The 25,609-nt window shown below is 60.3% G+C and carries 28 protein-coding genes; 11 read left to right on the top strand and 17 right to left on the bottom strand.

From position 1 onward, the window contains the following. Positions 1 to 188 precede the first annotated feature (188 nt). The 5 genes from JWV26_RS02420 (at position 189) to JWV26_RS02400 (ending at position 5,306) form a co-directional block, all read left to right on the top strand. On the top strand, positions 189 to 1,856 hold the full coding sequence (locus tag JWV26_RS02420; protein WP_206418305.1) for a nitrite/sulfite reductase: 1,668 nt from the start codon (positions 189 to 191) through the stop codon (positions 1,854 to 1,856). Next, positions 1,853 to 2,371 (top strand): DUF934 domain-containing protein, encoded by a 519-nt coding sequence (locus tag JWV26_RS02415; RefSeq protein WP_196460895.1) that lies wholly within the window; start codon positions 1,853 to 1,855, stop codon positions 2,369 to 2,371. The genes JWV26_RS02420 and JWV26_RS02415 overlap by 4 nt, the downstream gene beginning before the upstream one ends. After that, positions 2,368 to 2,721 (top strand): CidA/LrgA family protein, encoded by a 354-nt coding sequence (locus JWV26_RS02410; protein ID WP_017674822.1) that lies wholly within the window; start codon positions 2,368 to 2,370, stop codon positions 2,719 to 2,721. Before JWV26_RS02415 ends, JWV26_RS02410 begins: the two co-directional genes overlap by 4 nt. Then, positions 2,718 to 3,401, top strand: a complete 684-nt coding sequence (locus tag JWV26_RS02405) for an LrgB family protein (RefSeq protein ID WP_074918209.1) — start codon at positions 2,718 to 2,720, stop codon at positions 3,399 to 3,401. Before JWV26_RS02410 ends, JWV26_RS02405 begins: the two co-directional genes overlap by 4 nt. Before the next feature lie 297 nt (positions 3,402 to 3,698). Beyond that, entirely contained in the window at positions 3,699 to 5,306 is a 1,608-nt protein-coding gene (locus tag JWV26_RS02400; RefSeq protein WP_206418304.1) for a malate:quinone oxidoreductase, read from the top strand. 338 nt (positions 5,307 to 5,644) lie between these two features. On the opposite strand, the gene JWV26_RS02395 is transcribed toward JWV26_RS02400, so the two are convergent. The 3 genes from JWV26_RS02395 to JWV26_RS02385 all read right to left on the bottom strand — a co-directional run bounded on the left by JWV26_RS02395 (position 5,645) and on the right by JWV26_RS02385 (position 10,356). Then, a complete protein-coding gene (locus tag JWV26_RS02395) occupies positions 5,645 to 6,358 on the bottom strand; it encodes a S1 family peptidase (RefSeq protein ID WP_206418303.1) in 714 nt (237 codons plus the stop codon). A gap of 204 nt (positions 6,359 to 6,562) precedes the next feature. Then, on the bottom strand, positions 6,563 to 9,046 hold the full coding sequence (plsB, locus tag JWV26_RS02390; protein ID WP_206418302.1) for a glycerol-3-phosphate 1-O-acyltransferase PlsB: 2,484 nt from the start codon (positions 9,044 to 9,046) through the stop codon (positions 6,563 to 6,565). 467 nt (positions 9,047 to 9,513) lie between these two features. Then, entirely contained in the window at positions 9,514 to 10,356 is an 843-nt protein-coding gene (locus JWV26_RS02385) for an EamA family transporter (protein WP_064495814.1), read from the bottom strand. A 357-nt stretch (positions 10,357 to 10,713) separates the two neighbouring features. Here JWV26_RS02385 and JWV26_RS02380 point away from each other — a divergent pair, with 357 nt between their 5' ends. Further along, positions 10,714 to 12,525 (top strand): bifunctional diguanylate cyclase/phosphodiesterase, encoded by a 1,812-nt coding sequence (locus JWV26_RS02380; RefSeq protein ID WP_206418301.1) that lies wholly within the window; start codon positions 10,714 to 10,716, stop codon positions 12,523 to 12,525. Positions 12,526 to 12,581: 56 nt separating this feature from the next. Here the strand turns inward: JWV26_RS02380 and JWV26_RS02375 are convergent, their stop codons facing one another. The 14 genes from JWV26_RS02375 to JWV26_RS02310 form a co-directional block, all read right to left on the bottom strand. After that, a complete protein-coding gene (locus tag JWV26_RS02375) occupies positions 12,582 to 12,998 on the bottom strand; it encodes a hypothetical protein (RefSeq protein ID WP_241201266.1) in 417 nt (138 codons plus the stop codon). 10 nt (positions 12,999 to 13,008) lie between these two features. Then, positions 13,009 to 13,404 carry a hypothetical protein gene (locus tag JWV26_RS02370; protein ID WP_241201265.1) on the bottom strand — a complete coding sequence of 132 codons (396 nt, stop codon included), beginning with the start codon at positions 13,402 to 13,404 and terminating at the stop codon, positions 13,009 to 13,011. Between the two features lie 78 nt (positions 13,405 to 13,482). Then, on the bottom strand, positions 13,483 to 13,953 hold the full coding sequence (locus JWV26_RS02365; RefSeq protein ID WP_196460901.1) for an AAC(3)-I family aminoglycoside N-acetyltransferase: 471 nt from the start codon (positions 13,951 to 13,953) through the stop codon (positions 13,483 to 13,485). Positions 13,954 to 14,068: 115 nt separating this feature from the next. Beyond that, positions 14,069 to 14,893: a hypothetical protein gene (locus JWV26_RS02360; protein WP_206418300.1), complete on the bottom strand. Its 825-nt coding sequence runs from the start codon at positions 14,891 to 14,893 to the stop codon at positions 14,069 to 14,071. A 238-nt stretch (positions 14,894 to 15,131) separates the two neighbouring features. Then, positions 15,132 to 15,539, bottom strand: a complete 408-nt coding sequence (locus JWV26_RS02355) for a ClpX C4-type zinc finger protein (RefSeq protein ID WP_206418299.1) — start codon at positions 15,537 to 15,539, stop codon at positions 15,132 to 15,134. A gap of 74 nt (positions 15,540 to 15,613) precedes the next feature. Continuing rightward, positions 15,614 to 16,078: a hypothetical protein gene (locus JWV26_RS02350; protein ID WP_206418298.1), complete on the bottom strand. Its 465-nt coding sequence runs from the start codon at positions 16,076 to 16,078 to the stop codon at positions 15,614 to 15,616. 85 nt (positions 16,079 to 16,163) lie between these two features. Then, complete coding sequence (locus tag JWV26_RS02345; protein WP_206418297.1) at positions 16,164 to 16,556, bottom strand: hypothetical protein; 393 nt, start codon at positions 16,554 to 16,556, stop codon at positions 16,164 to 16,166. 76 nt (positions 16,557 to 16,632) lie between these two features. Beyond that, positions 16,633 to 16,995, bottom strand: a complete 363-nt coding sequence (locus JWV26_RS02340) for a hypothetical protein (protein WP_206418296.1) — start codon at positions 16,993 to 16,995, stop codon at positions 16,633 to 16,635. 92 nt (positions 16,996 to 17,087) lie between these two features. After that, entirely contained in the window at positions 17,088 to 17,408 is a 321-nt protein-coding gene (locus JWV26_RS02335) for a hypothetical protein (protein WP_206418295.1), read from the bottom strand. A gap of 83 nt (positions 17,409 to 17,491) precedes the next feature. Continuing rightward, positions 17,492 to 17,860 carry a hypothetical protein gene (locus JWV26_RS02330; RefSeq protein WP_206418294.1) on the bottom strand — a complete coding sequence of 123 codons (369 nt, stop codon included), beginning with the start codon at positions 17,858 to 17,860 and terminating at the stop codon, positions 17,492 to 17,494. Between the two features lie 93 nt (positions 17,861 to 17,953). Then, complete coding sequence (locus tag JWV26_RS02325; protein WP_206418293.1) at positions 17,954 to 18,313, bottom strand: hypothetical protein; 360 nt, start codon at positions 18,311 to 18,313, stop codon at positions 17,954 to 17,956. 81 nt (positions 18,314 to 18,394) lie between these two features. Continuing rightward, positions 18,395 to 18,652, bottom strand: a complete 258-nt coding sequence (locus JWV26_RS02320; protein WP_206418292.1) for a hypothetical protein — start codon at positions 18,650 to 18,652, stop codon at positions 18,395 to 18,397. 95 nt (positions 18,653 to 18,747) lie between these two features. Continuing rightward, a complete protein-coding gene (locus JWV26_RS02315; protein WP_206418291.1) occupies positions 18,748 to 19,104 on the bottom strand; it encodes a hypothetical protein in 357 nt (118 codons plus the stop codon). A 103-nt stretch (positions 19,105 to 19,207) separates the two neighbouring features. Further along, positions 19,208 to 19,516, bottom strand: a complete 309-nt coding sequence (locus tag JWV26_RS02310) for a hypothetical protein (protein ID WP_206418290.1) — start codon at positions 19,514 to 19,516, stop codon at positions 19,208 to 19,210. A gap of 147 nt (positions 19,517 to 19,663) precedes the next feature. Here JWV26_RS02310 and JWV26_RS02305 point away from each other — a divergent pair, with 147 nt between their 5' ends. The 5 genes from JWV26_RS02305 (at position 19,664) to JWV26_RS02285 (ending at position 25,444) form a co-directional block, all read left to right on the top strand. Continuing rightward, positions 19,664 to 20,629, top strand: coding sequence for an integron integrase (locus tag JWV26_RS02305; RefSeq protein WP_206418289.1), 966 nt, complete (start codon positions 19,664 to 19,666; stop codon positions 20,627 to 20,629). Positions 20,630 to 20,794: 165 nt separating this feature from the next. Further along, entirely contained in the window at positions 20,795 to 21,718 is a 924-nt protein-coding gene (locus JWV26_RS02300; protein WP_206418288.1) for an ABC transporter ATP-binding protein, read from the top strand. Next, positions 21,715 to 22,446, top strand: coding sequence for an ABC transporter permease subunit (locus JWV26_RS02295; protein ID WP_206418287.1), 732 nt, complete (start codon positions 21,715 to 21,717; stop codon positions 22,444 to 22,446). The genes JWV26_RS02300 and JWV26_RS02295 overlap by 4 nt, the downstream gene beginning before the upstream one ends. Before the next feature lie 12 nt (positions 22,447 to 22,458). Next, on the top strand, positions 22,459 to 24,285 hold the full coding sequence (locus tag JWV26_RS02290; RefSeq protein WP_206418286.1) for a GldG family protein: 1,827 nt from the start codon (positions 22,459 to 22,461) through the stop codon (positions 24,283 to 24,285). Positions 24,286 to 24,451: 166 nt separating this feature from the next. After that, positions 24,452 to 25,444 carry a DUF4340 domain-containing protein gene (locus JWV26_RS02285; protein WP_206418285.1) on the top strand — a complete coding sequence of 331 codons (993 nt, stop codon included), beginning with the start codon at positions 24,452 to 24,454 and terminating at the stop codon, positions 25,442 to 25,444. The last annotated feature ends 165 nt before the right edge of the window (positions 25,445 to 25,609 follow it).

The following is a 25,609-nucleotide window of genomic DNA, read 5'->3' as shown; positions in this document are numbered from 1 at the left end:
CTGAGGTCATGAGCCTTCATGTCGAGCGATCCAGATACCGCCCTGCGACATCGCGCCACGCCAATCAGTGCCCTGCATCGGCCACTGGCGTATCCATCTGATCCGGTTTTTTAAGGCTTTTCTGGCGCTGTTTTCGGTGCACGCCCGGCAGGCATAGTCGACGCCCCGTGATCAGGAGGCCTGCCGGCATGTACCAATACGACGATTATGACCGCGCGCTGGTGCGCGAGCGCGTCGCCCAGTTCCGCGACCAGGTCCAGCGGCGCCTGGCCGATGAACTGAGCGAAGAGGAGTTCCTGCCGCTGCGCCTGCAGAACGGCCTGTACCTGCAGAAACATGCCTACATGCTGCGGGTGGCGATCCCCTACGGCACTCTGTCGGCCAAGCAGATGCGCGCCTTGGCGCATATCGCCCGCGAGTACGATCACGGTTACGGGCACTTCACCACGCGGCAGAACATCCAGTTCAACTGGGTCGAGCTCGAGCGCGTGCCGGACATTCTCGACTGGCTGGCCGAGCACGATATGCATGCCATCCAGACCTCGGGCAATTGCGTGCGCAACATCACCACCGAGGCCTTCGCCGGGGTCGCCGCCGACGAATACCTCGACCCACGCCCGCTGGCCGAGATCCTGCGCCAGTGGTCGACGGTCAACCCGGAGTTCCTCTTCCTGCCGCGCAAGTTCAAGATCGCCCTGTGCGCCGCCGAGCAGGACCGTGCAGCCATTCAGGTGCATGACATCGGCCTGCAGCTGTACCGTGACGCCGCCAACGAACTGCGTCTGCGCGTGCTGGTCGGTGGCGGCCTGGGGCGCACGCCGATCATCGCCCAGACCCTGCGCGAGGGCCTGCACTGGCAGGACTGCCTGTCCTACGTCGAGGCCATCCTGCGCGTGTACAACCGCCATGGTCGGCGCGACAACAAATACAAAGCGCGCATCAAGATCCTGGTCAAGGCCCTCGGCATCGAGGCCTTCGCCGCTGAGGTGGAGCGCGAGTGGCAGCCGATCAAGGACGGCCCGGCGCAACTGACCGAGGACGAGTACCAGCGCGTCGCCGCCTCCTTCCACAAGCCGGCCTACGTGCCGCAGGACGCCCTCGACCTCGACTTCGGCACCCACCTGGCGCGCGATGAGGCCTTCGCCCGCTGGGTCTCGCGCAACGTCATGGCGCATCAGGTGCCCGGCTACCTGAGCGTGGTGCTGTCGACCAAGCCAGGCATCAGCGCACCGCCCGGCGATGTCAGTGCAGAGCAGATGGACGCGCTGGCCGACTGGAGCGAGCGCTACGGCTTCGGCGAGATTCGCGTCGCCCACGAACAGAACCTGGTGCTACCCGATGTACGCAAGGCCGACCTCTACGCGCTATGGCAGGAGGCCGAAGCGGCGGGGCTGGGCACGGCCAACGCCGGGTTGCTCACCGACATCATCGCCTGCCCCGGTGGTGATTTCTGCTCGCTGGCCAACGCCAAGTCGATCCCCATCGCCCAGGCCATCCAACAGCGTTTCGACGACCTCGACTACCTGCATGACCTGGGCGAGCTGAGCCTGAACATCTCCGGCTGCATGAACGCCTGCGGCCACCACCATATCGGCAACATTGGCATCCTCGGCGTCGACAAGAACGGTAGCGAGTGGTACCAGCTCACCCTCGGCGGTAGCCAGGGACAGCAGGCGGCGCTGGGCAAGGTGATCGGCCCCTCGTTCGCCGCCGAGCAGGTGCCCGAGGTGATCGAGCGCATCGTGCGTACTTACGTTGATCAGCGAGAGGTCAACGAAGGCTTTCTCGACACCTTCCAGCGCATCGGCCTGGAGCCATTCAAGGCGAGCGTGTACAGCCGCGAGGAGGTGGCATGAACAATCTGATTCGCCTGGTCGAGGGCCAGGCCTGCATCGTCAGTGATGATCCCTGGCAACTCGACACTGAAGGGGACGCGCCGCTGATCCTATCGCTGACGGCCTGGCGCGAGCGGCAGCCTGCTGCGGTGCTGCAGGGCAGGGCGATGAGTGCCGATGGCCTGCTGTTGCAGGTGGATGACGAGCCGGAGGCGCTGCAGCCCTTTCTCGCCAGCCTGCCGCTGATCGCCATCGACTTCCCAAGCTTTCGCGATGGTCGTGGCTACAGCCAGGCCTACCTGCTGCGTACCCGCCTGGGCTGGCGCGGCGAGTTGCGCGCGGTGGGTGATGTGCTGCGCGACCAGTTGGCGCACATGCGCCAGTGCGGCTTCGATGCCTTCGCCGTGCGCGCCGACAAATCGCTGGAAGATGCACTCAAGGGCCTGCAAGGGCTCAGTGTGTTGTATGGTCGCTCGGTTATCGAGCCGCGTCCGCTGTTTCGTCGGGGGCGCCATAAGGAGGAGTCGAGATCATGATGGTGCGTGGCCTGTTCTGGCTGGTATTGCTGCAGTTGTTCGGCGTGGCGCTCAATCACTGGCTGTTGCCGATGCTGCCGGCCTCGATCATTGGCCTGCTGCTGCTCTCGGTCTGGCTGATGTGGCGCGGCGCCGTGCCCGAGCCGCTGCAGCAGGCCGCCGGTGGTTTGTTGCCATATCTGCCGCTGCTGCTGGCCGTGCCGGCCTCGGGGATCATGACCAGCAGTGACCTGCTGCTCGGTGAACTGCCGGTGATCGCCACGGCGTTGGTGCTGTCGCTGCTGGTCACCGTGCCGTTCTGCGGCTGGCTGTTGCAGACGCTGATCCGCCGTCAGGAGCGCAAGGGATGACGCTGCTGACTCATCATCCGCTGTTCGCCATCGCCCTGACCCTGGCCGCTTTTCTGATCGCCGCCTGGCTCTATCGCCGCAGCGGCTGGCTGCTGCTGCAGCCGGTGCTGGTATCGGTGACGCTGATCGTCGCCACCTTGCTGCTGTGCGGCGTGGATTACGCCACCTACCGCGCTGGCGCCGAGCCCGTTGCCTGGCTACTGGGGCCGGCCACCGTAGCCCTGGCGGTGCCGCTGCAGCACAACATCAAGCGCATCCGCCAATTGTTCTGGCCCGTGCTGATCACCCTGACGGCCGGCGGCGTCCTGTCGGTGGCGCTGACCCTGGCCATCGGCTGGGCGCTGGGCGCCGACTGGAGCGTGGTGATGAGCCTGGCACCGAAATTCGTGACCATGCCGATTGCCATGCCGGTGGCCGAGCAGATCGGCGGCGTCGCCTCGCTGGCGGCGGTGATGGTGATGCTCACCGGGGTGATCGGTACGGCCATGGGGCCGCTGCTGCTGCGTTGGGCGGGCGTCGATCACCCCGCGGCCCGTGGCCTGAGCTACGGTATCAATGCCCATGCCATCGGCACCGCGCACGCCTTGCAGGAAGGTGAGGAGTGCGGCGCCTTCGCCGCCCTGGCGATGAGCCTGCTGGGCATTGGCACTGCCTTGCTGTTGCCGCTGCTGCTGGCCTGATTCGGGCGGGATTCCGCCATTTCCAGGGGGCTCCTCCCGTGGATCTGGCGAGTTCCCGCCAGCCCCGTTCCGGCTGTGTGGCAGAAAGCCGCACAGGGACTGCTGAATCCTTTCAGCGGCACGCATATTGCTCCAGCACGCGGCGCGATCGGAATACGCCCGCCAAGAGGCCTGGAAACACCCTTCCTCCCGCCGCGCCGCAGATCTGCGGCTATCGCCCATGTGCGGCCCAAACGGCCGCTACCCGAAACCTTGCCTGCACGGCTGTTGTCGTCGTGCGATGAACTGGACTATCCCATGAAGAAAATCCTGCTGACGCTGCTTTGTCTCAGCGTGATCGGTTGCTCCAAGCCCCGCGAGCCCGAGAAAACCGTCGACGTGCTGCTGATCGGCGCTGGCGTGATGAGCGCCACCCTCGGCACCTACCTCCACGAGCTGCAGCCGGACTGGAGCATCGAAATCTACGAGCGTCTCGACCAGGTAGCCGCCGAAAGCTCCAACGGCTGGAACAATGCCGGCACCGGCCACTCGGCGTTCTGCGAGCTGAATTACACCCCGGAAACCGCCGACGGTGGCATCGACATCAGCAAGGCCATCGCCATCAACGAGTCGTTCGAGATCTCCAAGCAGTTCTGGGCCACCCAGGTCGAGCGCGAGGTGCTGAGCAAGCCCAAGAGCTTCATCAACATCACCCCGCACATGAGCTTCGTCTGGGGTGACGACAACGTCGAATACCTGCGCAAGCGCCATGCTGCGCTGCAGCACAGCAACCTGTTCCGTGGCATGGAGTTCACCGAGGATCACACGCAGATCGCCCAGTGGGTACCGCTGGTCATGCAAGGTCGTGACCCGCAGCAGAAGGTCGCCGCCACCCGTATGGCCATCGGCACCGACGTCAACTTCGGCGAGATCACCCGTCAGCTCATCGACTCGCTGATCGGCAAGCAGCAGGCCAGCCTGCACCTTGAGCACGAAGTTCGCGATCTGCAGCGTAATGAAGATGGCACCTGGCGTGTCACCGTGGCCGACCTGGCCAAGGACGGCGCTGAGCAGAGCATCAATGCGCGCTTCGTCTTCATCGGCGCTGGTGGTGGCGCGCTCAAGCTGCTGCAGAAGTCCGGTATCGAAGAAGCCAAGGGCTACGCCGGCTTCCCGGTCGGTGGCCAGTTCCTGATGACGCGTAACCAGGACGTGGTTGCCCAGCACCTGGCCAAGGTCTATGGCAAGGCTTCTGTCGGCTCGCCGCCCATGTCCGTGCCGCACCTGGACACACGCGTGATCGACGGCGAGAACGTGCTGCTGTTCGGCCCGTTCGCCACCTTCTCCACCAAGTACCTGAAGAACGGCTCGCTGCTCGACATGTTCAGCAGCATGACCACTGACAACTTCATGCCGATGGTCAACGCCGGCATGGACAACTGGTCGCTGAGCACCTACCTGATGGGCCAGCTGATGCTCAGCCAGGAAGACCGCATGGCTTCGCTGCGCGAGTACTTCCCGGAGGCGCAGGCTGCCGACTGGGAACTGATCAATGCTGGCCAGCGCGTGCAGATCATCAAGAAGGATGCCGAGAAGGGCGGCGTGCTGCAGTTCGGCACCGAAGTGGTGACCTCCGCTGACGGCAGCATCAGCGCACTGCTGGGCGCCTCGCCGGGTGCCTCCACCGCTGCGCCGATCATGCTGCACCTGATCGAGAAGGCCTTCGCCGACAAGGTCGCCACCCCCGAGTGGCAGGAGCGTCTGAAGGAGATCATCCCGTCATACGGGCAGAAGCTCAACGACGACCTGGCACTGACCAACCGCATCCGCCAGTGGAGCAGCGAGCGTCTCGAGCTGCAGCACATCGAAGTGGCGCCGGACGTGGAAATGGCCGCCGAGCCCGAGCCGGCTGCTGTGACTCTGTAAGGCTTTAACCGCTGTAAAGAAACCCGCCCTGCGTGATGCGCAGGGCGGGTTTTTTATTGGGCCGCTGACATTCGTGAGCTGAATCTTTCGCGGCTGAAGCGCAATGCCGCCCAGCCGCTCCTACGGGACGGGTGAATACCTGTAGGAGCGGCTTCAGCCGCGATGTTCTGGTCCGAACCCGGCATCCACGTTTCGTAGCGAGTAGGGCGTACCGGGACGCCGGCCGCTCGGAAGCAGTACGCCGTTGGTGGGAGCATCGGGCGTGAGTCGTGGTGCCGAACTGGGCATGGCCTTACGCTCTGAGTCCGTCCTACGAGTGGCCGGCGCCTCGGTTCGGGTTATTCCGTCAGCGTCATCAGAATATCGGCATACCAGGTGCAGTTCAGGCCCAGGGCTTCGTCCTGGTCTTCGTCGCGATTGCCCAGCAGGCGGGTGGAGTGGATACCCAGAAGTGTCCAGGGCAGTTCGCCATCGACGTCGGCGCGCTTGACCACCGGCGCGCCGCTCAGGCCGCGATGGGTGCGGCCATCGGTGAGAAAGTAGCCCAGGCCGTGGAAGCGCAGACCGAAGGACGATGCCAGTCCGGCATGGCGTGCCACCGGCATGCGGTGCAGGGTGTCCTGAAATCCCAGCGGGAAGCCCACCACCAGCAGCGTCGAGCCTATTTCCACATGCTCGTCGGCTTGCAGCAGGTGCTGCGGGGTGAAGGCCTGGTAAGCGCCGTTGTCGGGAAGGGCGGCCTGATCCAGCTCGATCACCGCCACGTCGATCTCGCCCGCACCATCCATACCCTGACGCCACAGGTGCTGTTCGCCGTCATACAGCGGGATGGAAAAGCTGACGGTGCTGGCCAGGTTGTCTGCGTCGGTATGCAGCTCGATCTGCAGGTTATCGGGTTGATGGCCGCTCGGCTCGTCGAGCATCACGTGACGGCTGGTGACGAGGAACAGCCGTTGATCCCGGCGGAAGAAGAAACCGCTGGCGTTGGTCAGTACCTGCCCAGTCGCCAGCGTGGTGATGCGTGCAGCGCTCAACATCAGGGAATCGATCATGGCCAGGGCCTCCTGCCGGTGTGTGGCTTATCGACTGACTGCCAAAACCGTGACAGGTTCGTCTGCTTGCATCGTCCGTCCGCGATGGTGGATGTCAAAAGCGACATCCACCCGAGGCTTTAACGGGTAGGGTGCGCCGTGCGCACCGCGGCAATGGTGATTCGAAGGTGCGCATGGCCTTGGCGGCCCCGCGACACCCTACGATTACGGCGCTGCCGGCTCATCCTCGTTACGATCCAGCGCCACCTGGCGGATCGACAGGCGAATCTCCGCTGGCAGCACGCGCTTGGCAGCGCCTTCGGCCAGCTCGCTAAGCAGCGGGTGATGGCTGAGCTTGCCGGCTTCGTCCTGGCGCAGCACGCCTTGGTCCAGCAGGCTTTGGATGAAGTGGCGGAACAGGCTCTTGTCGAAGAACTCCGGCGCGTTCAGGCCATGCAGGATCGACAGGCGCTGGGCCATGACCGTGCACAGGTCTTCCAGCTCCTCGGCGCTGATCGCGTTCTGCCCGGCGTTGAGCAGCAGGGCGATGGCCATGTAGAAACGCTGCAGGGTCTGCGCCACCGAGCGCGACAGTAGGGTCAGCAGCACGAACTGGCGCGAGCTCGGCGCCGGGCGCACGTATACGTCGCCCTCGACCTTGAGCAGGCCCTGCTCGACGAAGGCTACCAGCCACTGGTCGATCACGGCTTCCAGCTCGCTCTGTTCCCAGCGGATGAACAGCTCCGATTGCAGATACGGATACAGCGCGCCGGCGTAGCGCAGGATCTGCTCGCGGCTGATTCGCGCGCTGCTCTGGAAGAAGCTCGCCAGCAGCGCCGGCAGGGCGAAGATGTGCAGCACGTTGTTGCGGTAGTAGGTCATCAGGACGGCATTCTGCTCGTCCAGATACAGAATCTTGCCCAGCGCGTCCTTCTGTTCGGCCAGCAGGTCCATGCCCTTGACGTGCTCGATCAGCGCCGCGCCGTCGCCGTCTGGCAGGGTGGTATGCGGCGAGTAGGGCACCGCGCGCAGCAGGGCCAGGTAGAGGTCGAGCACACGGGCCAGGGCACGGTCGTCCAGTGCCAGCTTGCTGGTGGACAGCAGCGCCAATGCCACCAGGTTGACCGGGTTGATCGACGCCGCCTCGTTGAGGTGACGCGCCACGCGCTCGCCCAGGCGGTTGGTGGTGTCGTTGAGCCAGGCCGGGCGGTACTGCGGGCCCAGCTCCTGCTGACGCCAGCCGGGCTGCTGCTGATCGAGGAATTCGGCCAGCTTGATCGGCTCGCCGAAGTTCACCGAGACCTGGCCGAAGCGCTGCTTGAGCGCGCCGAGCACCTTGAACAGGTCGAAGATCGACTCCTTCTTCTTGCTCGCGCCTCGAAGCTCGCCCAGGTAGGTGCGGCCTTCCAGCACGCGCTCGTAGCCGATGTATACCGGCACGAAGACGATGGGCAGGCGATTGCTGCGCAGGAAGCTGCGCAGGGTGATGGCCAGCATGCCGGTCTTCGGCCGCAGCATGCGTCCGGTGCGCGAGCGCCCGCCCTCGACGAAGTACTCGACCGGGAAACCCTTGCTGAACAGGGTGTGCAGGTATTCGTTGAACACCGCGGTGTACAGCGGGTTGCCCTTGAAGGTGCGGCGCATGAAGAAGGCGCCGCCACGGCGCAGCAGACCGCCGATTACCGGCATGTTGAGGTTGATGCCGGCGGCGATGTGCGGCGGCGTCAGGCCATTGCGGAACAGCAGGTAGGACAGCAGCAGGTAGTCGATGTGGCTGCGGTGGCAGGGCACGTAGATCACCTCGTGGCCCTGGGCAATGTCGCGCACGCCTTCGACGTTGTGCACCTTGATGCCGTCGTAGATCTTGTTCCAGAACCAGGAAAGCACCAGCTCGAGGAAGCGGATCACCGTATAGGTGTAGTCCGAGGCGATCTCGTTGCCATAGCGCAGCGCCTGGGCTTCGGCCTTCTCCTGGCTGATCTTCTCGCGCTCGGCTTCCTCGGCAATCGCCTGACGCACCATCGGGTCATGTACGAGGCCTTTGACCAGATTGCGTCGGTGCGACACGTCCGGGCCGATCACCGCCGCCTTCTGGTTGCGGAAGTGCACGCGCAGGATGCGATGCACCATGCGCAGCGTGCGCTCCTGCCCCTTGTCCTGCTCGACCAGCTCGCGCAGGTGAATCGGCGTGGAGAACTGCACGCGGGTCTTGCGCCCGAGAATCAGGATGCTGACCAGCCGGCGCAGGCGCCCGGTCACCGCCCAGCTGTCGGCGAACAGCAGTTTCCAGGGGCTGGTTTCGCGATCCGGCGACTGCCCCCAGAACACGCTGACCGGGACGATCTGCGCGTCATCCACGGCATGCTGGCTGAGGGCAGTGACCACTCGATCCAGGGTTGGCGAAATGCCGCGCTTGTCCTGACGGCCGAACCAGTCCGGCTCAGGTGTCAGGTAGAAGAAGGCGGCGGGCTCGATGTGTTCCCCGACCGCTACCGGCAACACCGGGCGCGGCAGGCCGGCCTTGGTGCACTCGCGGTCGACCACCGCCAGGTCGCTCACCGACGGCTGCTGCAGCACGTAGAACACCGGCTTGCTGCGGTCTAGCTTGAGGGTGAAGGCGGACTGGTTGATGGTTTCCGAGCGTACCCAGAGGTACAGCAGGCGGCGCAACGATCCGAAGACGAGGCGGCGGAAGGGGGAACGGGTCATACGGACTCTGCTTGTGTGGCAAAACGAGCGGTGGCTCGGGAAGGGCGCTAGTGTGCCGCAAGCCCGCCTGGCCGGCAAAAACTCTCGCGTCCAGGCAGTCAGCACGGCCAGCATGCAGGCAGCGTATGACGAAAAAACGGTCAACGACTCAGCACCCGTTGATCAACAGAACTGCAAAGCGGGGCTCGGGTTCCCGATCAGAATGCCGAGTCAGGCTGACCTGATGGTGCGGGTCGTCTCCTGACCTGCTGGTTGCGTTGGTGTACCGGGTAGGAGCGAGCTCTGCTCGCGAAGCTTTTGTGCTTGGGGGCGCGAGCAAAGCCCGCTCCTACAGATGTCCTTGTAGGGTGGGCCGGGCGGCGATCAGTTTCAGCCCACCAAGTTATGTTCTCGCAGTCCAGTAGAGTGAGCCGGACGGCGGACTACTTCAGCCCACCACCTACTCCAATGCGGCCTTGACCGAACCCCTAAGCCAACTTCATCACCACCACACCAGCCGCGATTACCGCGCACGCCAGCAGACGAATCGGTCGCAATCTTTCCTTGAGCAACACCACCCCCAGCAGCACGGCGAACACCACGCTGGTCTCGCGCAGGGCCGAAACCAATGCCACCGGCGCCTGGGTCATGGCCCAGATCACTATGGTGTAGGCCGCCATCGACATCGCCCCACCGGCCAGCCCGCCACGCCAGTGCGGGCCCAACTGCAGGAAGGCGCGCGGCCCACGGCTGATGGCCAATACCACCGCCATCACCACGCCGTTGACGGTGAACAGCCACAGCGAATAGCTCAGCGCATCGCCATTGTTGCGCGCGCCCATGGCATCGCTGAGGGTGTAGCCGGCGATGAACAGTGCCGTCATCAACGCACAGACCAGCATCGCCCCCTGTGGCGCCTTGTGATGGCCGCCGCGCAGCGCCATCAGCCAGATGCCCAGCACCAGAACCAGCAAACCCAGCAACTGCAGGGCACCGAGCCCGTCATGCAACAGCAGCAGTGACAGCAAGGCGACCATCAGCGGCGAGCTGCCCCGAGCAATCGGGTAGACCTGGCCCAGATCGCCGTACTGGTAGGCGCGGGCGAGGAAAAAGTTGTAGCCGATATGCAGCAGCGCCGACAGCGCGATCCACGGCCAGGCCGAGGCTTGTGGCAGCGCCACCAGCGGCAGAGCGCAGAGCGCCACCAGACCGGCACCGATCTGGATCAGCGTGGCGGTGAGGAAGCGATCCAGACCAATCTTGAGCAGAGCGTTCCAGCCGGCATGCAGGGCAGCGGCGGCGATGACGGCGAGAAAGACCGTGGTTTCCAAGGCGGGCCTCGAAGGCAGGCGGTTGTCGAAGAAATTGAGCAGGAGCAGTGCGGACAACGCTCGGCTCGGAGTGATGTGGCTGAGGTGGCGTGTCGGTCGTCAGTCTGCCGCAAGCTCGATTTTCGGGCAAAACCCATTACCGCATGATGGCAGCACAGTGGCGCAACAATGCCTATGATTCAACGCAAGGCGATGGATCACGCCCCGCGACGCTGAACCAAAGGGCAACAGACCCAGGCTCAACAGCTAGAAAACAGCCCGCCCGTGAAAGGCTTGGAGAACAAGGCGATGACCCCGCCCAGCACGCCGATTGACGCGCATGACGCCGTCGCTCGACGCCCTCGAATCGCAACACCCTTGAACCTGCTGATCGTTCTGGCGAGCGTATTCGTTGCCGTTGTCTGGCTGATCACCCTGCAACGCATCGCCTTCGAACGTGAGCAGGCGCTGGCTGCAGAAATGGAAGCCAACTCCAGTCTGGCTATCGCCTTCGAGCAGCAGGTGTTCCGCGCGCTGAAGGCGGCCGAGCAGGTGGCGGCTTTCGTGCGCGAGCAGTACCGCCGGCAGGGCAAGGCCATCGACCTGCGCCGCTGGGTCGAGGAGGGCGTGATCCGCGAGGAGATGTTCACCATCGTCAGCGTGGTGGACGAGCAGGGCGATATCGTCAGCAGTAGCCAGAACACCGGCCCGGTCAACTACGCCGACCGCGAGTTCTTCACGGCGCAGCGCGATGCCCGTATCGATCACCTGTTCATCAATCAGCCGGTACTCGGGCGGGTTTCCGGGCGTTGGCTGATCCCCATGTCGCTGCGTATCGAGCGCGATGACGGCAGCTTCGCCGGCGTCGTGGTGATGGCCGTGCGTCCAGAGGACGTCACGCGTTTCTTCCAGCAGGTCGATCTGGGCCCGCAGGGGCTTTTGGAGCTCGCCGGCCTCGACGGCGTGATACGTGCGCGCAAGATCGGCGCACGCAGCGAATTTGGCCTGGGTGCCGAGTCGCTGGCCTGGTTCCAGCGGCAAAAGCTGCATGACGCCGATGATTTCCACGACAATGGCGAGGGGCTCGATGGCGTCGCCCGTATCGTCAGCTACCGCACCATGAGCGGTTATCCCCTGATGATTACCGTGGCCACCGCTTACGACGAGGAGATGGCGACGACCTTGCAGCGGCGCTCCACCTATCTGATGGCCGCAGTCGGCGTCACCCTGGTGGTCATGCTGTTCGTTGGCCTGCTGGCGCTGATGCTGGTTCGCCAACGCGCAGCCACCGATGCCCTGCAAGGCAGCGAAGCGCTGTTTCGCGCCACCTTTCACCAGGCGGCCATGGGTATCGCCCACATCAGCCCCGAGGGTCGGATACTGCGGGTCAACGAGAAGTTCGCGCGCATGCTGGGGCGCCCGGCCGAGGCGCTGCAAGGCGCCAACATTTTCGACCTGAGCGACGCTGAAGTAGCCGCCGCCGCCCGCAGCTTTCTGAGCGAGCAACTGGTCAGCGAGGCACATGCGCTTTCCCCGGAAATCGAGAAAACCTATCGGCGTGAGGATGGCTCGCTGATCTGGGTATGCGAGGCCTCGAGCGTCGTCCGCAATCGCCATGGTCACCCGGAGTTCCTGGTGCTGGTCACGCAGGACATCACCGAGCGCAAGCACCTGGAAGCGCGCCTGTGTCATGACGCCGAGCATGACGCCCTCACCGGGCTGGCCAACCGCGTCAGGTTCCACCAGCGGCTCGACCAGGCGCTGGAGTCCGTGCGCGACCAGCAGCAGCTGTGCGCCGTGCTCTATATCGACCTGGATGGATTCAAGGAAATCAACGACCGCCACGGCCATACGGCCGGCGATAGCCTGCTGCAGATGGCCGCCAGGCGGCTGGAAGGTTGTGTGCGCAGCACGGACACGGTCGCACGCTTCGGCGGTGATGAGTTCGGCATCGTCCTCGGCAATCTGCACGGCAGTCAGGATTGCGAGACGGTGGCGCTCAAGGTGCTGGATGTACTGGCCAAGCCGTTCGATCTGGACGGCAGTATGGTGCGGATATCGGCGAGCGTGGGCGCCGCTCTGTTTCCGCTGCACGCTGAAGGCGGCCAGGACCTGCTGAAACGTGCGGACCAGGCCATGTACGCGGCCAAGTACGCGGGCAAGAACCGTTTTCACAGCGCTGACGGATAGGGCTGATCATGGCCTGAGCAGCCATCGCCGGATCTTCGCCTGCATATCTGTGACGGCTACCGGGCCGCGACAGGCTGAGTCGAAACGCCCTGTTCGCCAGCCACCAGCAACTGCCTGCGCCATTTCCACTCCAGCATGCCCAGGCCTGCGACGAACGCAGCCTCGCCGAGCATATGGCAAAGCCCCGGTAGCGCCATGACCGGGGCAAAGGTCGCAGCGATGCCAAGGCACGCCAACGCCCAGAATCCGTTGGCCACTGCCAGCAGCTTGATCAGCGCTTCGGCGCGCCGCACACGAATCGCCAGCGAAAAGGAAAAGCAGGCATAGGCGATATTGACCGCGCCGATGAAGCTCAGCAGCTCGCCGGGCAGGGCATACCAGCCGCTCAACCAGGGGGCCAGCAACAGGACCACAACGCCCGCGCTCGCAGCGGCCATGCAGTCCAGCCAGAGGATATGCCTGATCATTCCCATGAGGTTCGCCTCAAGCGCTGCGCCGCTTTTGCACGGCCAGCAGGAACAGCAGTGTAAAGGCGATCACCAGCAGATCCAGAGCGATGGCGGGCGCGGCCTTGCTCAGGTAATCCTGGCCATGGATCAGCAGCAGCGACACGAAGATGGCCTTGCTCAGCGCGGCAATGACGGCGCAGAGAACCCGATGCTTCGGGCTCAGCGCGCCATAGATCAGCAGCACGCCCATCAACCCGACCAGCGCCGACCAACTGCGAACGACCAAAGATTGCAACTGCCCTTCGAAGGATGCGCCGAACATCGACTGCAGCGCTTCCTGCGGGGCGAACAGGCCGTAGAACATGGTCGCCGTGAGAACGCCGGATAGCAGCATCAGCCATCTGAAATTGCGTGCAATGAAGTCCATCATTGTTTACGTCCTTGTTGTTATGAGCGTGCCTGAGAGTAGACGCGATTCTTGAATGTTCGACCAGCGCAACGGGGGCGGCTAGCCACGTTCCAGCGGGATATCGAAATGCAGCACGTCTTCTCGGATGCCGAGCTTGGTATAGAGGGCGATGGCCGGGTCGTCGCCGTAGTCCGCCTGCACGTAGATGACATAGGCCCCTCTGGCCGCTGCGATGTGCTTCAACTGCTCGATCATCGCCGTCGCGATGCCCCGCCGCCGATGCGGCTGCGCGACGGCCAGGTCGTAGATGTAGATTTCCGCGCGCGCCTGCTCGAACTTGGGCAGCAGGTAGGCCGCCAGTCCGCCGACCACCTGCCCATCGGCCAATGCGGCAATGGCAAAGAACGCATCACCCGCCAGCAGCCCCTGCAGGTAAGCATCGTCGGGCTGCGCTGCCGTGTAGGTCGCCGTCTCCCCGAAGGCCTCGCCGAACATGCTCAGCATCGCGCGCATGACATCGACATGCTCGCTGCCGAGTGTCTGGATCGAAACGCCGTGTTCTTCTTTCATGGAAATCACCTCTAGGTAGGAGGAGGGCGCTGGTGGCCGGGTTGGGCAACACAATCGGTCCCGCGAATACGCCTGCAAATCCTCGCTCGGGGCAAGGTCGCCAGCCGTATGCAGGTTATGGCTTCAGACGCTGCCTGGCCTCGTCGTGGGATTCCGGGATCAACGAACCCCACTGAGCGCTGTCCGCGTTCAGGGTCAGGGTGAATTCCTCATCGCCGTCGCCCTCTTCGACGAAGGTGACCAGCCAGACGGCGCCTTGCCGGGAAATCTCCTGCCGCTTCCATTGCGCACTGTGGTGATCCATGTTCGCGACGTGTCGTTTGGCGTGGCACAGCGCGGCCTCTTCGGAGCGCAGCGGTGGCGCAGGGCAATGGTTGTTGTGATTCAGATAGTGCTCGAACACTTCGTTGTCGCCAATGGCGTGAACGGCTTCGACGACGATCCTGCCTTGCTTGTCCATCAAGCCGCATTGGCCGCCGCGGAGCAGGGTGTGCTCGCCATGCCGTTCTTCCACGAAGGGGCCGTTGCACACCACTGCATGCCCGTAGTCGTAAGGCAATAACAGATCGAAGCCGGGCGTCAGCGGGGTTTTCAGTCGTTCGTCGATAAAGACCATCCGGTCCTTCACCAGGCCTCGGGCAAGGCCCTCCCTGAAATAGTCGCAGCCATTGTCGAAGAACAGCACACGTTGCGAGCGTCCATCCTGCAGCAGGTAGAAGGCATCGCTCGCCGCGAGGATGACGCAGGCCATGCCGTTGCTGTCGAAGGCCAGGTTCTCGGCGTGCTCGCCGTTGAGCTCTAGCCCATCACCCTCAACCAAACCGCAGTCCTCAAAGTAGGCAACGCTGCCATCGTCACGTTTGCTGGGATAGACGCAGGACTCACCGGCCATGGCCAGGGACGAGCACAATGAAAGTGCCAAGAGGATGATGGACTTCATAGGCTTCCTGCTCTGTTCGGATGGTGGGGCGCCAACGGCCTGGCTCCGCTCGTGATCAATATGCTGACGGAAGCGCCGCTTATGCTGCTGTGACATGGCCCGGAAAGCATGAACCGGGCAAGTGTGTTTTCACTCAATCGTGCTGAAGGAATGTGCACTCATTTTGTAGCCTAACGTTTGGTTAAGGGGCGGGCTTTAGCCCGTCCCAGTGAGCGAAGCGAACGGTTTGAACCACTTGTTAGGCCTCGTCACGGAGTATCTCTCTGCATAGCTCTACACAGTCCGAGCAGATTCCAGGCCGATTTGAGTCCCCAGGAATAAGGCGAGGGACTTCCGTTTCGTTTCGTTGGCAGAACTCACAAATATTGTGTTCTGACGCTTTACGGGCCGCACGCCCCATTTCAAATCGTTTAATGGGGGGAGGAACCAAGCCGCTTTCAACTGGAACGATGCGTACCTGGCTGGCATGGCCGATCTCTTCTTGCAGCCAGTGGTAATGATATTGGGTTTCCCCCTCACGGCAAACGGCACCAGCAAATACGTAGTTTTGGTCGGGCGCGCCAGACAAGGAGATATTAATGTTCTCCACATCGGGATGGCCGAATGTGCCCAGTTTTTTGTCGTCAACGTATATATCGAAATACATAGAGGCCTAACGTTTGGTTAAGGGGCGGGCTTTAGCCCGTCCCAGTGAGCGAAGCGAACGATTTGAACCTATTGTTAGGCATTTTCGCTCAGCTGGATTCTGTTCACTAGCTTTTTGTACTCTCTAAATTCTTGAAGGCATCGCTTATTTTTTACTAGGTGCTTGAAGTACGATTTTAGTCTGGCGATTTGTTGTTTTGACAGCTCTTGAGGTTTTAAGAGTCTGGCTAGCCTTTCTTTTATAAAACCTGAGTAAGACCCAAAGTAGTCAATCTTAATATATCTGATTGCTAGCTCTATACATGCCTTGTCGCCTTTCTTAATTCCGTTGCCTATTTCATGTAGTGATTTTCTATACTGTAGCCAGTTGTAACGATCAGGCATCCAGGAAGGGGCGCCGGGTTCAGATGCTTCGCCAGAGTCGATTTCAAAAGAACCGCCCAGCGCTTTATGTAGCGAAACGATTTCAGCTTTGGACCAGCCACTGGGAACGCCATGATAAATTTCTAATGGCGTATTTTGTGAAGACTGACGATCCATGTTTTGCCTAACGTTTGGTTAAGGGGCGGGCTTTAGCCCGTCCCAGTGAGCGAAGCGAACGGTTTGAACCACTAGTTAGAAGGCATCACAACACGTCTTTTACTAAGAAAAGACCCTCGAACTGCTCTTTTCTGTCGTCGGGGCTTTGATCTAGTAAACCGACACCGACCAAACCATAAACGATTTCACCGATGTCCCTTGATGACGTAATGCCCCATGAGCTCAGTGTGTCTCTAGGGTCTTCAAAAACCTCTTTGGCGTGAAGCACATAGCAGTAAGCAAAGTTGAAGGCACTTACATCATATGTGAGCCCAAGGTTAGGAGGCGGTGTGGGAATATTCTCATGATATTCAGGGGCGTACTGGTATACCTCAAGCGCGAATTCATACGCCTCAAGGTCGTACCTTGTCTCTCCAAGTGCCTCTAATCTCTCGGCTACATGGGTTTGGTATTCGATGGTGTTGTACCAGTTATCCATGATGACTTCTAACGTTTGGTTAAGGGGCGAGCTTTAGCCCGTCCCAGTAAGCGAAGCGAGCGATTTGAACCTATTGTTAGACACCATACTCGCTGTAAGCAGGGCTTGCGTAGTAGGAAACCCAGCCGGAAATGTAAGGCAACAGCGCTATAAATAGGAAGGCCAAAAATACTAGCGCACCTCGCCAGCCTCGCGTATGGATGAGATACGCAGGCAATACAATGGGCCAGAGGAAGAAAATAAAAGCGCCGAACTCATAAGGACGATGGAAGTTGTATTTCTTTGCGTCATCCAGACACCACAAGGCAACCATGAGGGCGAAAGACCAAGCCATTAAATTTTCGTACTCAGGCGCAGGGTCATAACCCAAGTAACCCATGATTGAGTAATGGGCTATCGAGATTGCGACTACGATTGCGATATTGATGGACTTACGCATAACTTCCTTGTTGTGTCTAACGTTTGGTTAAGGGGCGGGCTTTAGCCTGTCCCAGTGAGCGCAGCGAACGGTTTGAACCACTTGTTAGAGGCTTACTCACCGATTGGGTCAAAAAATAGGCCGAAACCTTGCTCTAGAAATGCAGTGACTTCGGCAACGCTTGTTTTATTTGGAAGAACTACGTCTTGTAGCTGAAGTGTTACCGCTTGGCTATTTACTTGATGGATTACATTTTCAACTTTCAACAGCGGATCGAATTCCGAAGCTGCTGGGAATTTGTGCCCGTTCGGTGAAGCAAGGAGCGAAACGATTTCTCCGATTCGAGGCAGTGCGTTGAGTTCAATTTTCCCTGATATCACCCCTTCGGCAGATGGAGCAGATGTGAATATCGAAAAATCTATGTCAATGCGCATGAACTGAATAAGCCTCTAACGTTTGGCTAAGGGGCGGGCTTTAGCCCGTCCCAGTGAGCGAAGCGAACGATTTGAGCCAGTTGTTAGGCGTCATAGTTCGTGGTTATTTTTTTGAAGTACTTGGTGTTGTATGCGATTATGGCTAAGCTAAAAATTATAAAGCCTGCGCCGAGCGTCATTAGAAGTGGCTCGCTTCCATTTTTTATGCCAAACCCGAGGAAGGAGACTCCTATGAAAATATTGAATATAGGGCCAAACAATGATGCCCTGGGTGATGATGAGTAAGATTTTTTAGTATTTTGAATCAGCGTATTCAAATGGGTTACTTCTGCTTCATGCACGCCTTTGCATGCAAGTCCATCGTTTAAATCTGTGCAGCAGTCCGGGCATAATGCGCGCTGGCAGTGTTTGCAGATACCAATGGCTTCTGTTGGATGGTTAAAGCACTGCATGATTCCTCCTTGATGCCTAACGTTTGGTTAAGGGGCGGGCTTTAGCCCGTCCCGAGTGAGCGAAGCGAGCGATTTGAACCATTTGTTAGGCCTTTAAATTATCCATGGGTCTTGCTCTCCATCGACGTAAATCTGCATGCACTCGAATTGGTCTGAGTTATCGCTGAGATGTATTTCAATGCTGTTTTCTAGATGGATGACTATTTTTCTTTTGTCTGGTGTTTGGCACGCAACTACGTTGATATTCATTATTTCAAAAAACTGTTGTGGCGGCCAAGTCCCTGCTTGCCAAATTCCAATGACTTCACCGTGCTTAATGAGATGAATATCTGACTGAACTGCAAAGTGATATTTCCCAAAGCAGAATTGGATATCGAATTGACCAACCAATATTTGCGTTGTGAATTCACCAACGATTTCTGATAGGTCTATGTCTTTGGGGATGCGGTACATAATTGCCTAACGTTTGGTTAAGGGGCGGGCTTTAGCCCGTCCCAGTGAGCGAAGCGAGCGATTTGAACCACTTGTTAGGCATTAAGCTGAGCCTTTTTGGAACACGCGCTTTTTCCTACGCAACTCTCTTTTTGAGCCTTCAAGATACTCGACGACAGCCAAGCAAATGGCCTTATCTAAAATTGTTTTCGGCACAAGATAATTGTCAAATGCGAGGACTCCGATTTTGTCGAGCGAGCAGTCGTCAAGCTGCATGAGCTTTTCGGCTGCTTCAGGTTCGCCATACGCAATAAGCTGAGGCGCTATGTCGACTGGACGAAAGGAGACTTTGGATTCCATGTCTTTGTGGTTGCCTAACGTTTTTGGTTAAGGGGCGGGCTTTAGCCCGTCCCAGCGAGCGAAGCGAGTGATTTGAACCAGTTGTTATGTGTTGGTTAACCGCCGAGCAGCTTTGACCAGAAACCTTTCTTTTCGCTCTTTAGTGCAATACCAATGAAGTCGATGTCAGGTTTGTTTTTATCTGACTCGGTTATTAAGTCCATCACCACATTTCCAGAGCACTTGTATGTGTTTAGATCGTAACTTTCGGTTTCATAGCAGCGACCGAACAGGCTTTTAAAGATTTCTTTCCAGGCGGAGTAATATTTTCTGCACTGTTTTTCTGTGCCGAACATGACGCCGTATTTGCCGCATACAAGCGCGTGCGTTATTTGTTTGCGTTTACCATTGGCTTCCTTTGCCTTGGAAATCTGATCATCATTTAAAGACACCAGAACGAGATCGGTTTCCATGAGTGCTGCTCCTGTACACATAACGTTTGGTTAAGGGGCGGGCTTTAGCCCGTCCCAGTGAGCGAAGCGAACGATTTGAACCATTTGTTAGAGTGGCCTCAGCTCAGGATAGTATGCTTATTATGAGCGCCGCCACAGATACAACTAGCGCAATGGCTGAAATTAAATTCGCACGTTTAGAGCTTAGGATTGAGATTTTTGTGTTCAATCTGTGTTCTAATTCTGCTTCTGACGTGACGCCTCTAAGCTCTGCATAAACTCCAGATGAAACCTCTGATTCATCATCTGTATAGATAGAAACATCACGCAATTGGCATTCGCGAATGAGGCGTTGTTTTCGTGTTTCTTGAATCGGGCCAAATGCCTTGTCCCAGTCAGTGCTTTTTTCTCTGGGCCAGAACGGAAATTTCATAAGGCCTCTCTAACTATTAATTAGACGACATTCATGTCGCGTTTCCACGCGACAGCTGTCGCATAATCTTCCTTGTCGTCTTGCAAGTCCTTGTCTAGCTTGAAGGTTGTCGTGGCAAACGCGACAGCACCCAGGGAGAAACGCGACATGGATGACGGCAAGCCCAAGCTGCTGGATCAACTGCGCCAGCAGATTCGAGTCAGAAACTATTCCATCCGTACCGAAGCTGTCTATGCCGAATGGGTAAAGCGCTACATCCGCTTTCACCACTACCGGCATCCGGCGGAGATGGGCGCGGTGGAGATCGAGGCTTTTCTGACCCATCTCGCGGTTAAGCGCGACGTGTCTGCCTCGACACAGAACCAGGCTCTGGCCGCTCTGCTATTTCTCTACAAGGAAGTGCTCAAGCTGGGTTTACCTTGGTTGCAGGGTGTCGTACGGGCGAAGAAACCCAAGCATCTGCCGGTGGTGCTTACCCGTATTGAGGTCGATGCCCTGTTGGCTCAATTGCAGGGCGATAGCTGGATAGTTGCGAATCTGCTCTATGGTGCTGGATTGCGATTGCTTGAGGCGCTGCGGCTAAGAGTCAAGGATGTCGATTTTACCCGGCGAGAAATCATCGTGCGTGATGGTAAGGGCCAAAAAGATCGGGTAACCATGTTGCCAATGCGTGTCGTCGAGCCGTTACGGCAGCATTTGAACAAGGTGCAGCACGTGCATCAGGGCGATCTGGCCGAAGGCTTTGGCGAGGCTAATTTGCCGTTCGCGCTGGCGCGCAAGTATCCGAATGCGGCGAAGGAGTGGGGATGGCAGTTCGTCTTCCCGTCGGGCAATCGCTCTCAGGATCCACGCGGGCACGGCATTTATCGCCATCACCTGCATGAGAAAACCATCCAGAGGGCGGTGCGTGAGGCGGCGCGGCGTGCTGGCTTGATCAAGCATGCGACGCCACATTCGTTACGTCATTCCTTTGCCACGCATCTTCTGGAGGCAGGCCAGGACATTCGCACTGTGCAGGAGTTGCTCGGCCACTCAGATGTGAAGACAACCATGATCTACACCCATGTGCTCAACCGAGGTGGCCTGGCGGTGTTGAGCCCTCTGGATCGCTGAGCACATATTCCATTTACCACTTGTTTCGGACTGCTGACTGAACTTTTTAGTTTTGCTACGGTCTTGCCCTCGTCCGGACGTGTGCTTTCCGCGTCCGGCGTTCTTGCGGCCTGCGCTTTAGCGATGGTTTCGCTGAGCGCAGGCCCTTCGCGACGGTGAGAGGCCATGATCGATATAAGAAACCTGACCAAGCGTTTTGCGCAGCACACGGCAGTCGATGACTTGTCGTTCCAGGTCCAGCCAGGGGAAGTGCTGGGCTTTCTCGGCCCCAATGGGGCCGGCAAATCCACGACTATGAAGATGCTTACCGGCTTTCTCGCGCCGACTTCCGGCACGGCGAGCATCCTCGGTTGCGATATCCAGACCCAGACTCTCAAGGCCCAGCGGCAGATCGGTTATCTGCCGGAAGGCGCGCCTTGCTACGGCGATATGACGGTGCGTGGCTTTCTTGAATTTATCGCCGAGGTGCGCGGTTTTCGCGGTGCCGAGAAGGCGCTGCGCGTTCAGCGTGCGGTGGAGCAGGTGGAGCTGGAAAAGGTGCTGGAGCAGAGCATCGAGACGTTGTCCAAGGGCTTCAAGCGCCGCGTCGGCCTGGCCCAGGCGATCCTGCATGATCCGCGGGTGCTGATCCTCGACGAGCCCACCGACGGCCTCGACCCCAACCAAAAACATCAGGTGCGCCAGCTCATCCAGGGCCTGGCCTGCGACAAGATCGTGATCATTTCTACCCACATCCTCGAAGAGGTTACGGCGCTGTGCACCCGCGCCGTGGTGATCGCCCAGGGCCGTCTGCTGGCCGATGGCACGCCGCTGGAGTTGGAGAGCCGTTCGCGCTACCACCAGGCGGTGACGCTGGTGGCTGATCAAGCGCTGGATCAGGCTGCCTTAGCGGCGCTGCCGGGCGTCGCCGGTGTCGAGGAAAACGCCCGCGAGCACAGCCTGAGCGTGCTGGCGCAGCCGGGCGAGGTGATCTTCCCGCAGGTCAATGCGCTGATTGCCGAACGCGGCTGGAAGGTCAAGGAACTCAACGTGGAACGCGGCCGCCTGGATGAAGTGTTCCGCACGCTGACCCGGGGAGAGCAGCCATGACCCAGTTGCCCGTGATCTTCAAGCGCGAGCTGGCGAGCTATTTCGCCACGCCGCTGGCTTATCTGTTTATCGTGATCTTCCTGGTGCTGTCCGGGGTGTTCACCTTCTACCTGGGCGGCTTCTTCGAGGGCGGCCAGGCCAATCTTTCCGCCTTCTTCAACTTCCACCCCTGGCTCTATCTGTTCCTGGTGCCGGCGATCGCCATGCGCCTGTGGGCGGAGGAGCGCAAGTCCGGCTCCATTGAGTTGCTGATGACCCTGCCGATCACCCGCTTCGAGGCGGTCACCGGCAAGTTCCTGGCGGCCTGGGTGTTCGCTGGCATCGCGCTGCTGCTGACCTTCCCGATGATCATCACGGTCAACTACCTGGGCGAGCCGGACAATGGCGCCATCGTCACCGGCTACATCGGCAGTTGGCTGCTGGCCGGCGCCTATCTGGCCATTGGCTCGTGCATGTCGGCGCTGAGCAAGAACCAGGTGATCGCCTTCATCCTCGCGGTCAGCGCCTGCTTCCTGTTCATCGTCAGCGGTTTCCCCATGGTCCTTGATGCCTTCGCCTGGGCGCCGCAGTGGCTGGTGGACGCCATCGCCTCGCTGAGCTTTCTGGTGCGTTTCGATGCCATCAGCAAGGGCGTGATCGATCTGCGCGACCTGCTGTATTTCCTCTCGCTGATCGCCGCCTGGCTAACCGCCACCGCCGTGGTCATCGATCTGAAGAAAGCTGACTGAAGGAATGCGCCCATGAAAAAGCTGATCTATTCCGGCGCCGGGCTGCTGCTGATCGCGGTGGCCTTTCTCGCCTTCAACCTGCTGGCCGGCCTTGGTCTGGGCGGCGCGCGCCTGGACCTGACCGAGCAGAAGCTCTACACCATCTCCGACGGCACCAAGCAGATCCTTGGCGAGCTGGACGAGCCGATCAACCTGTACTTCTTCTACTCGGACAAGGTGGCCAAGAACCTGCCGGCGCTGCGCACCTACGCCCAGCGCGTGGAGGAGATGCTCAAGGCTTACCAGGCCCAGGCCGGCGGCAAGATTCGCCTGCACATCATCGACCCCGAGCCGTTTTCCGAGGACGAAGACAAGGCCGCGCAGTACGGCCTGCAGGGCATCCCGCTGCAGCAGGGCGGCGACTCGATCTACTTCGGTCTGGCTGGCACCAACGCGCTGGATGACACCCAGGTGATTCCGTTCTTCGCCCTGGATCAGGAGGAGCACCTGGAATACGAGCTGAGCCGCCTGGTGCAGACCCTGGCCAAGCCGGAGCTGCCGGTGGTTGGCGTGCTCTCCGGGCTGCCGATGACCGGCGGTTTCGACATGATGGCGCGGCAGCCGACGCCACCGTGGATGGTGCTGGAGCAGGTGCGCCAGTTGTTCCAGATCGAGCAGCTCAAGGCCGATGTCGATCAGATTCCCGAGAACGTCTCGGTGCTGTGGCTGGTGCATCCGAAGAACCTGCCCGAGCAGACCCTGTACGCCATCGACCAGTTCGTGCTGCGCGGCGGCAAGCTGATGGTGTTCGTCGACCCCTATGCCGAGGCCGATACGGGCGATATGCCGGGCGAGGTGGCGGTGGACAGGGCGTCGAACATCGAGTCGCTGTTCAAGGCCTGGGGCTTGCGCATGGTGCCGGACAAGGTGCTGGGCGATGGCTCCTACGCCATGTCGGTCAACCGTGGTCAGGGCCAACGCCCGGTACGCCATGCCGCCTGGCTGAGCCTGCCGCGCAAGGCGCTGGATCAGACCGATATCGCCACGGCCGGGTTGGAGAGCGTCACCGTCGCCACCGCCGGCATTCTCGAACCGCTGGAAGGTGCGAAGACGCGCTTTACCCCGTTGATGCAAAGCTCCGAATACGCCATGCCGTTCGACGCCCAGCGCTTCGCCATGCTCAGCAACCCCGAGGAGCTGATCCGCGAGCTGGAGCCGACCGGCGAGCGCTACACCATCGCCGCACGCATCGACGGCCCGGCGCAGAGCGCCTTCCCCGATGGCATCGAGGGGCGCAAGGACGGTCTCAAGCAGGCCGATAACATCAACGTCATCGCCGTGGCCGATACCGACATCCTCAGTGATCGTATGTGGGTGCAGGTGCAGGACTTCTTTGGCCAGCGCATGCCGCAGCCCTGGTCGGATAACGGCAGCTTCACCATCAACGCGCTGGACAACCTGACCGGCTCCGAGGCGCTGATCAGCGTGCGTTCGCGCGGTCGCTTCAGCCGGCCGTTCGTGGTGGTCGAGGAGTTGCAGCGCGCCGCCGAACAGCGTTTCCGTGACAAGGAGCAAGCCTTGCAGGCGCGCCTGGCCGAAACCGAGCAGCAATTGGCGGCGCTGCAGCAAAGCGACGATCCAAACCTGGAGCTAACGCCTGAGCAGCAGGGCGCGTTGCAGCGCTTCATCCAGCAGAAGCTGGAGATTCGCAAGGAGCTGCGCGAGGTGCGCTACCAGCTCAATGCCGATATCGAGGCGCTGGGCCGAACGCTGAAGATCATCAACATCGCTTTGGTGCCGGCGCTGCTGACCCTTGGTGTGTTGGCGTTGTGGCTGTGGCGGCGCCGCCGTCACGCTTGATGTTCACCTGTGGGAGGGCTTCAGCCGCGACAGTCGCCGCTGAAGCGCCTCCACCAATGTCTGGTTTTTCTAGAGGCCCGTAGGGTGCGCCGTGTGTTCAGCCGGGAAGCATCGGTGCGCACGGCGCACCCTACGTGGCTTCCTCCTATCCAAGGGTGAAAAGATCATGGGACGTAAAGGTCTGATCGCATTGATCATCATCGTGCTGCTTTGTGTGCTGGGTTACCTGGCCGTGCAGCGCAGCCAGCAGCAGAGCACGGCGCAAGTCGAATCGGCGCCCTGGCTGGCAGCCGAACAGGGCTATCTGAATACGCTGCAGGCGCTGGAGATCGAGCAGCCGGGGCAGCCCTCGGTACGCATCGAGCGGCGTGGTGATACCTGGGTGGTGCCGGCCAAGGCTGACTACCCGGCGGCACCGCAAGCGCTGGCCGAACTGCTGCGGGCATTGCGTGAGGCGCGCACGCAGGAGGCCAAGACTGCCAACCCGCAGTGGCATGCTCGTTTGGGACTGGCCGAGGAGGGCGGGGTTGATGAGCAGGCGCTGCGTCTGAAGCTGCACTTCGACGGCCATCCCGACCTGGGGCTGCGCTTGGGTAATCCGTCTCAGCAAGGCAGTGGGCAACTGGTGCGTCGTGCCGGCGAGAATCAGGTCTGGCTGATCGATCAGCAGTTGCAGGTGCCGACGCGTGAGCTGGACTGGCTGGATCGGCGTATCACCGACATTCCCTTCACGCGCATCGCACGCCTTGAGCTGCGCTATGCCGATGGTGAGAAGCTCACGCTGACGCGTGCCGATGCCCAGCAGTACAACTTCGCTGTCGCAGAGCTGCGCAAGGAGCAGAAACTCAGCTTCGAGGGTGCGGCCAATGGCGTCGCACTGGTCTTCTCCAACCTGCAGTTCGCCGATGCCGCGCCATTGGCGCAGATAGGTTTCAAGCAGGCGCCGATGCTGCAGTTCAGTCTCAGCGGTTTTGCCGAGGAAAAGCTCGAAGGCGCGTTGTACAAGCAGGGTGAGCAGTATTGGTTGGTGCTTGGCGAGCCTGAAGGTTTCAACGCCGCAGAGGTGAGTGCGCGCAGTGACTGGGCATATCGACTGGAGCCTGATCAGGTGCAGCGGCTGGCGAAGAAGTTGCGCGATCTGTTAGTCAAAAGCCCATAAAACAAGCTGTAACCCGCATATCTTCTGGGTTCGTGGCGGTTTTGAAAAAGTGCTTTTCAGTCACAATCCATGCTTTATACTCGGCCTTCGGCTGCAGCAAGAACGCGAATCGCTTGACCTGCTCCATGCTCGATTGCCGGGGGTGGCGAACGCTGAGAAGAACGT

It is taken from the genome of Ectopseudomonas toyotomiensis (assembly GCF_017167985.1).
GTDB classification, from domain to species: domain Bacteria; phylum Pseudomonadota; class Gammaproteobacteria; order Pseudomonadales; family Pseudomonadaceae; genus Aquipseudomonas; species Aquipseudomonas toyotomiensis.
The sequence above is the reverse complement of the archived record's forward strand: the minus strand, read 5'-3'. Positions and strand labels throughout refer to the sequence as shown.

Coding starts and splice junctions, on each gene's coding strand:
- JWV26_RS02420 (WP_206418305.1), top strand. CDS start 189: ATGTACCAATACGACGATTATGACCGCGCGCTGGTGCGCGAGCGCGTC.
- JWV26_RS02415 (WP_196460895.1), top strand. CDS start 1,853: ATGAACAATCTGATTCGCCTGGTCGAGGGCCAGGCCTGCATCGTCAGT.
- JWV26_RS02410 (WP_017674822.1), top strand. CDS start 2,368: ATGATGGTGCGTGGCCTGTTCTGGCTGGTATTGCTGCAGTTGTTCGGC.
- JWV26_RS02405 (WP_074918209.1), top strand. CDS start 2,718: ATGACGCTGCTGACTCATCATCCGCTGTTCGCCATCGCCCTGACCCTG.
- JWV26_RS02400 (WP_206418304.1), top strand. CDS start 3,699: ATGAAGAAAATCCTGCTGACGCTGCTTTGTCTCAGCGTGATCGGTTGC.
- JWV26_RS02395 (WP_206418303.1), bottom strand. CDS start 6,358: ATGATCGATTCCCTGATGTTGAGCGCTGCACGCATCACCACGCTGGCG.
- plsB (WP_206418302.1), bottom strand. CDS start 9,046: ATGACCCGTTCCCCCTTCCGCCGCCTCGTCTTCGGATCGTTGCGCCGC.
- JWV26_RS02375 (WP_241201266.1), bottom strand. CDS start 12,998: ATGGGAATGATCAGGCATATCCTCTGGCTGGACTGCATGGCCGCTGCG.
- JWV26_RS02370 (WP_241201265.1), bottom strand. CDS start 13,404: ATGATGGACTTCATTGCACGCAATTTCAGATGGCTGATGCTGCTATCC.
- JWV26_RS02365 (WP_196460901.1), bottom strand. CDS start 13,953: ATGAAAGAAGAACACGGCGTTTCGATCCAGACACTCGGCAGCGAGCAT.
- JWV26_RS02360 (WP_206418300.1), bottom strand. CDS start 14,893: ATGAAGTCCATCATCCTCTTGGCACTTTCATTGTGCTCGTCCCTGGCC.
- JWV26_RS02355 (WP_206418299.1), bottom strand. CDS start 15,539: ATGTATTTCGATATATACGTTGACGACAAAAAACTGGGCACATTCGGC.
- JWV26_RS02350 (WP_206418298.1), bottom strand. CDS start 16,078: ATGGATCGTCAGTCTTCACAAAATACGCCATTAGAAATTTATCATGGC.
- JWV26_RS02345 (WP_206418297.1), bottom strand. CDS start 16,556: ATGGATAACTGGTACAACACCATCGAATACCAAACCCATGTAGCCGAG.
- JWV26_RS02340 (WP_206418296.1), bottom strand. CDS start 16,995: ATGCGTAAGTCCATCAATATCGCAATCGTAGTCGCAATCTCGATAGCC.
- JWV26_RS02335 (WP_206418295.1), bottom strand. CDS start 17,408: ATGCGCATTGACATAGATTTTTCGATATTCACATCTGCTCCATCTGCC.
- JWV26_RS02330 (WP_206418294.1), bottom strand. CDS start 17,860: ATGCAGTGCTTTAACCATCCAACAGAAGCCATTGGTATCTGCAAACAC.
- JWV26_RS02325 (WP_206418293.1), bottom strand. CDS start 18,313: ATGTACCGCATCCCCAAAGACATAGACCTATCAGAAATCGTTGGTGAA.
- JWV26_RS02320 (WP_206418292.1), bottom strand. CDS start 18,652: ATGGAATCCAAAGTCTCCTTTCGTCCAGTCGACATAGCGCCTCAGCTT.
- JWV26_RS02315 (WP_206418291.1), bottom strand. CDS start 19,104: ATGGAAACCGATCTCGTTCTGGTGTCTTTAAATGATGATCAGATTTCC.
- JWV26_RS02310 (WP_206418290.1), bottom strand. CDS start 19,516: ATGAAATTTCCGTTCTGGCCCAGAGAAAAAAGCACTGACTGGGACAAG.
- JWV26_RS02305 (WP_206418289.1), top strand. CDS start 19,664: ATGGATGACGGCAAGCCCAAGCTGCTGGATCAACTGCGCCAGCAGATT.
- JWV26_RS02300 (WP_206418288.1), top strand. CDS start 20,795: ATGATCGATATAAGAAACCTGACCAAGCGTTTTGCGCAGCACACGGCA.
- JWV26_RS02295 (WP_206418287.1), top strand. CDS start 21,715: ATGACCCAGTTGCCCGTGATCTTCAAGCGCGAGCTGGCGAGCTATTTC.
- JWV26_RS02290 (WP_206418286.1), top strand. CDS start 22,459: ATGAAAAAGCTGATCTATTCCGGCGCCGGGCTGCTGCTGATCGCGGTG.
- JWV26_RS02285 (WP_206418285.1), top strand. CDS start 24,452: ATGGGACGTAAAGGTCTGATCGCATTGATCATCATCGTGCTGCTTTGT.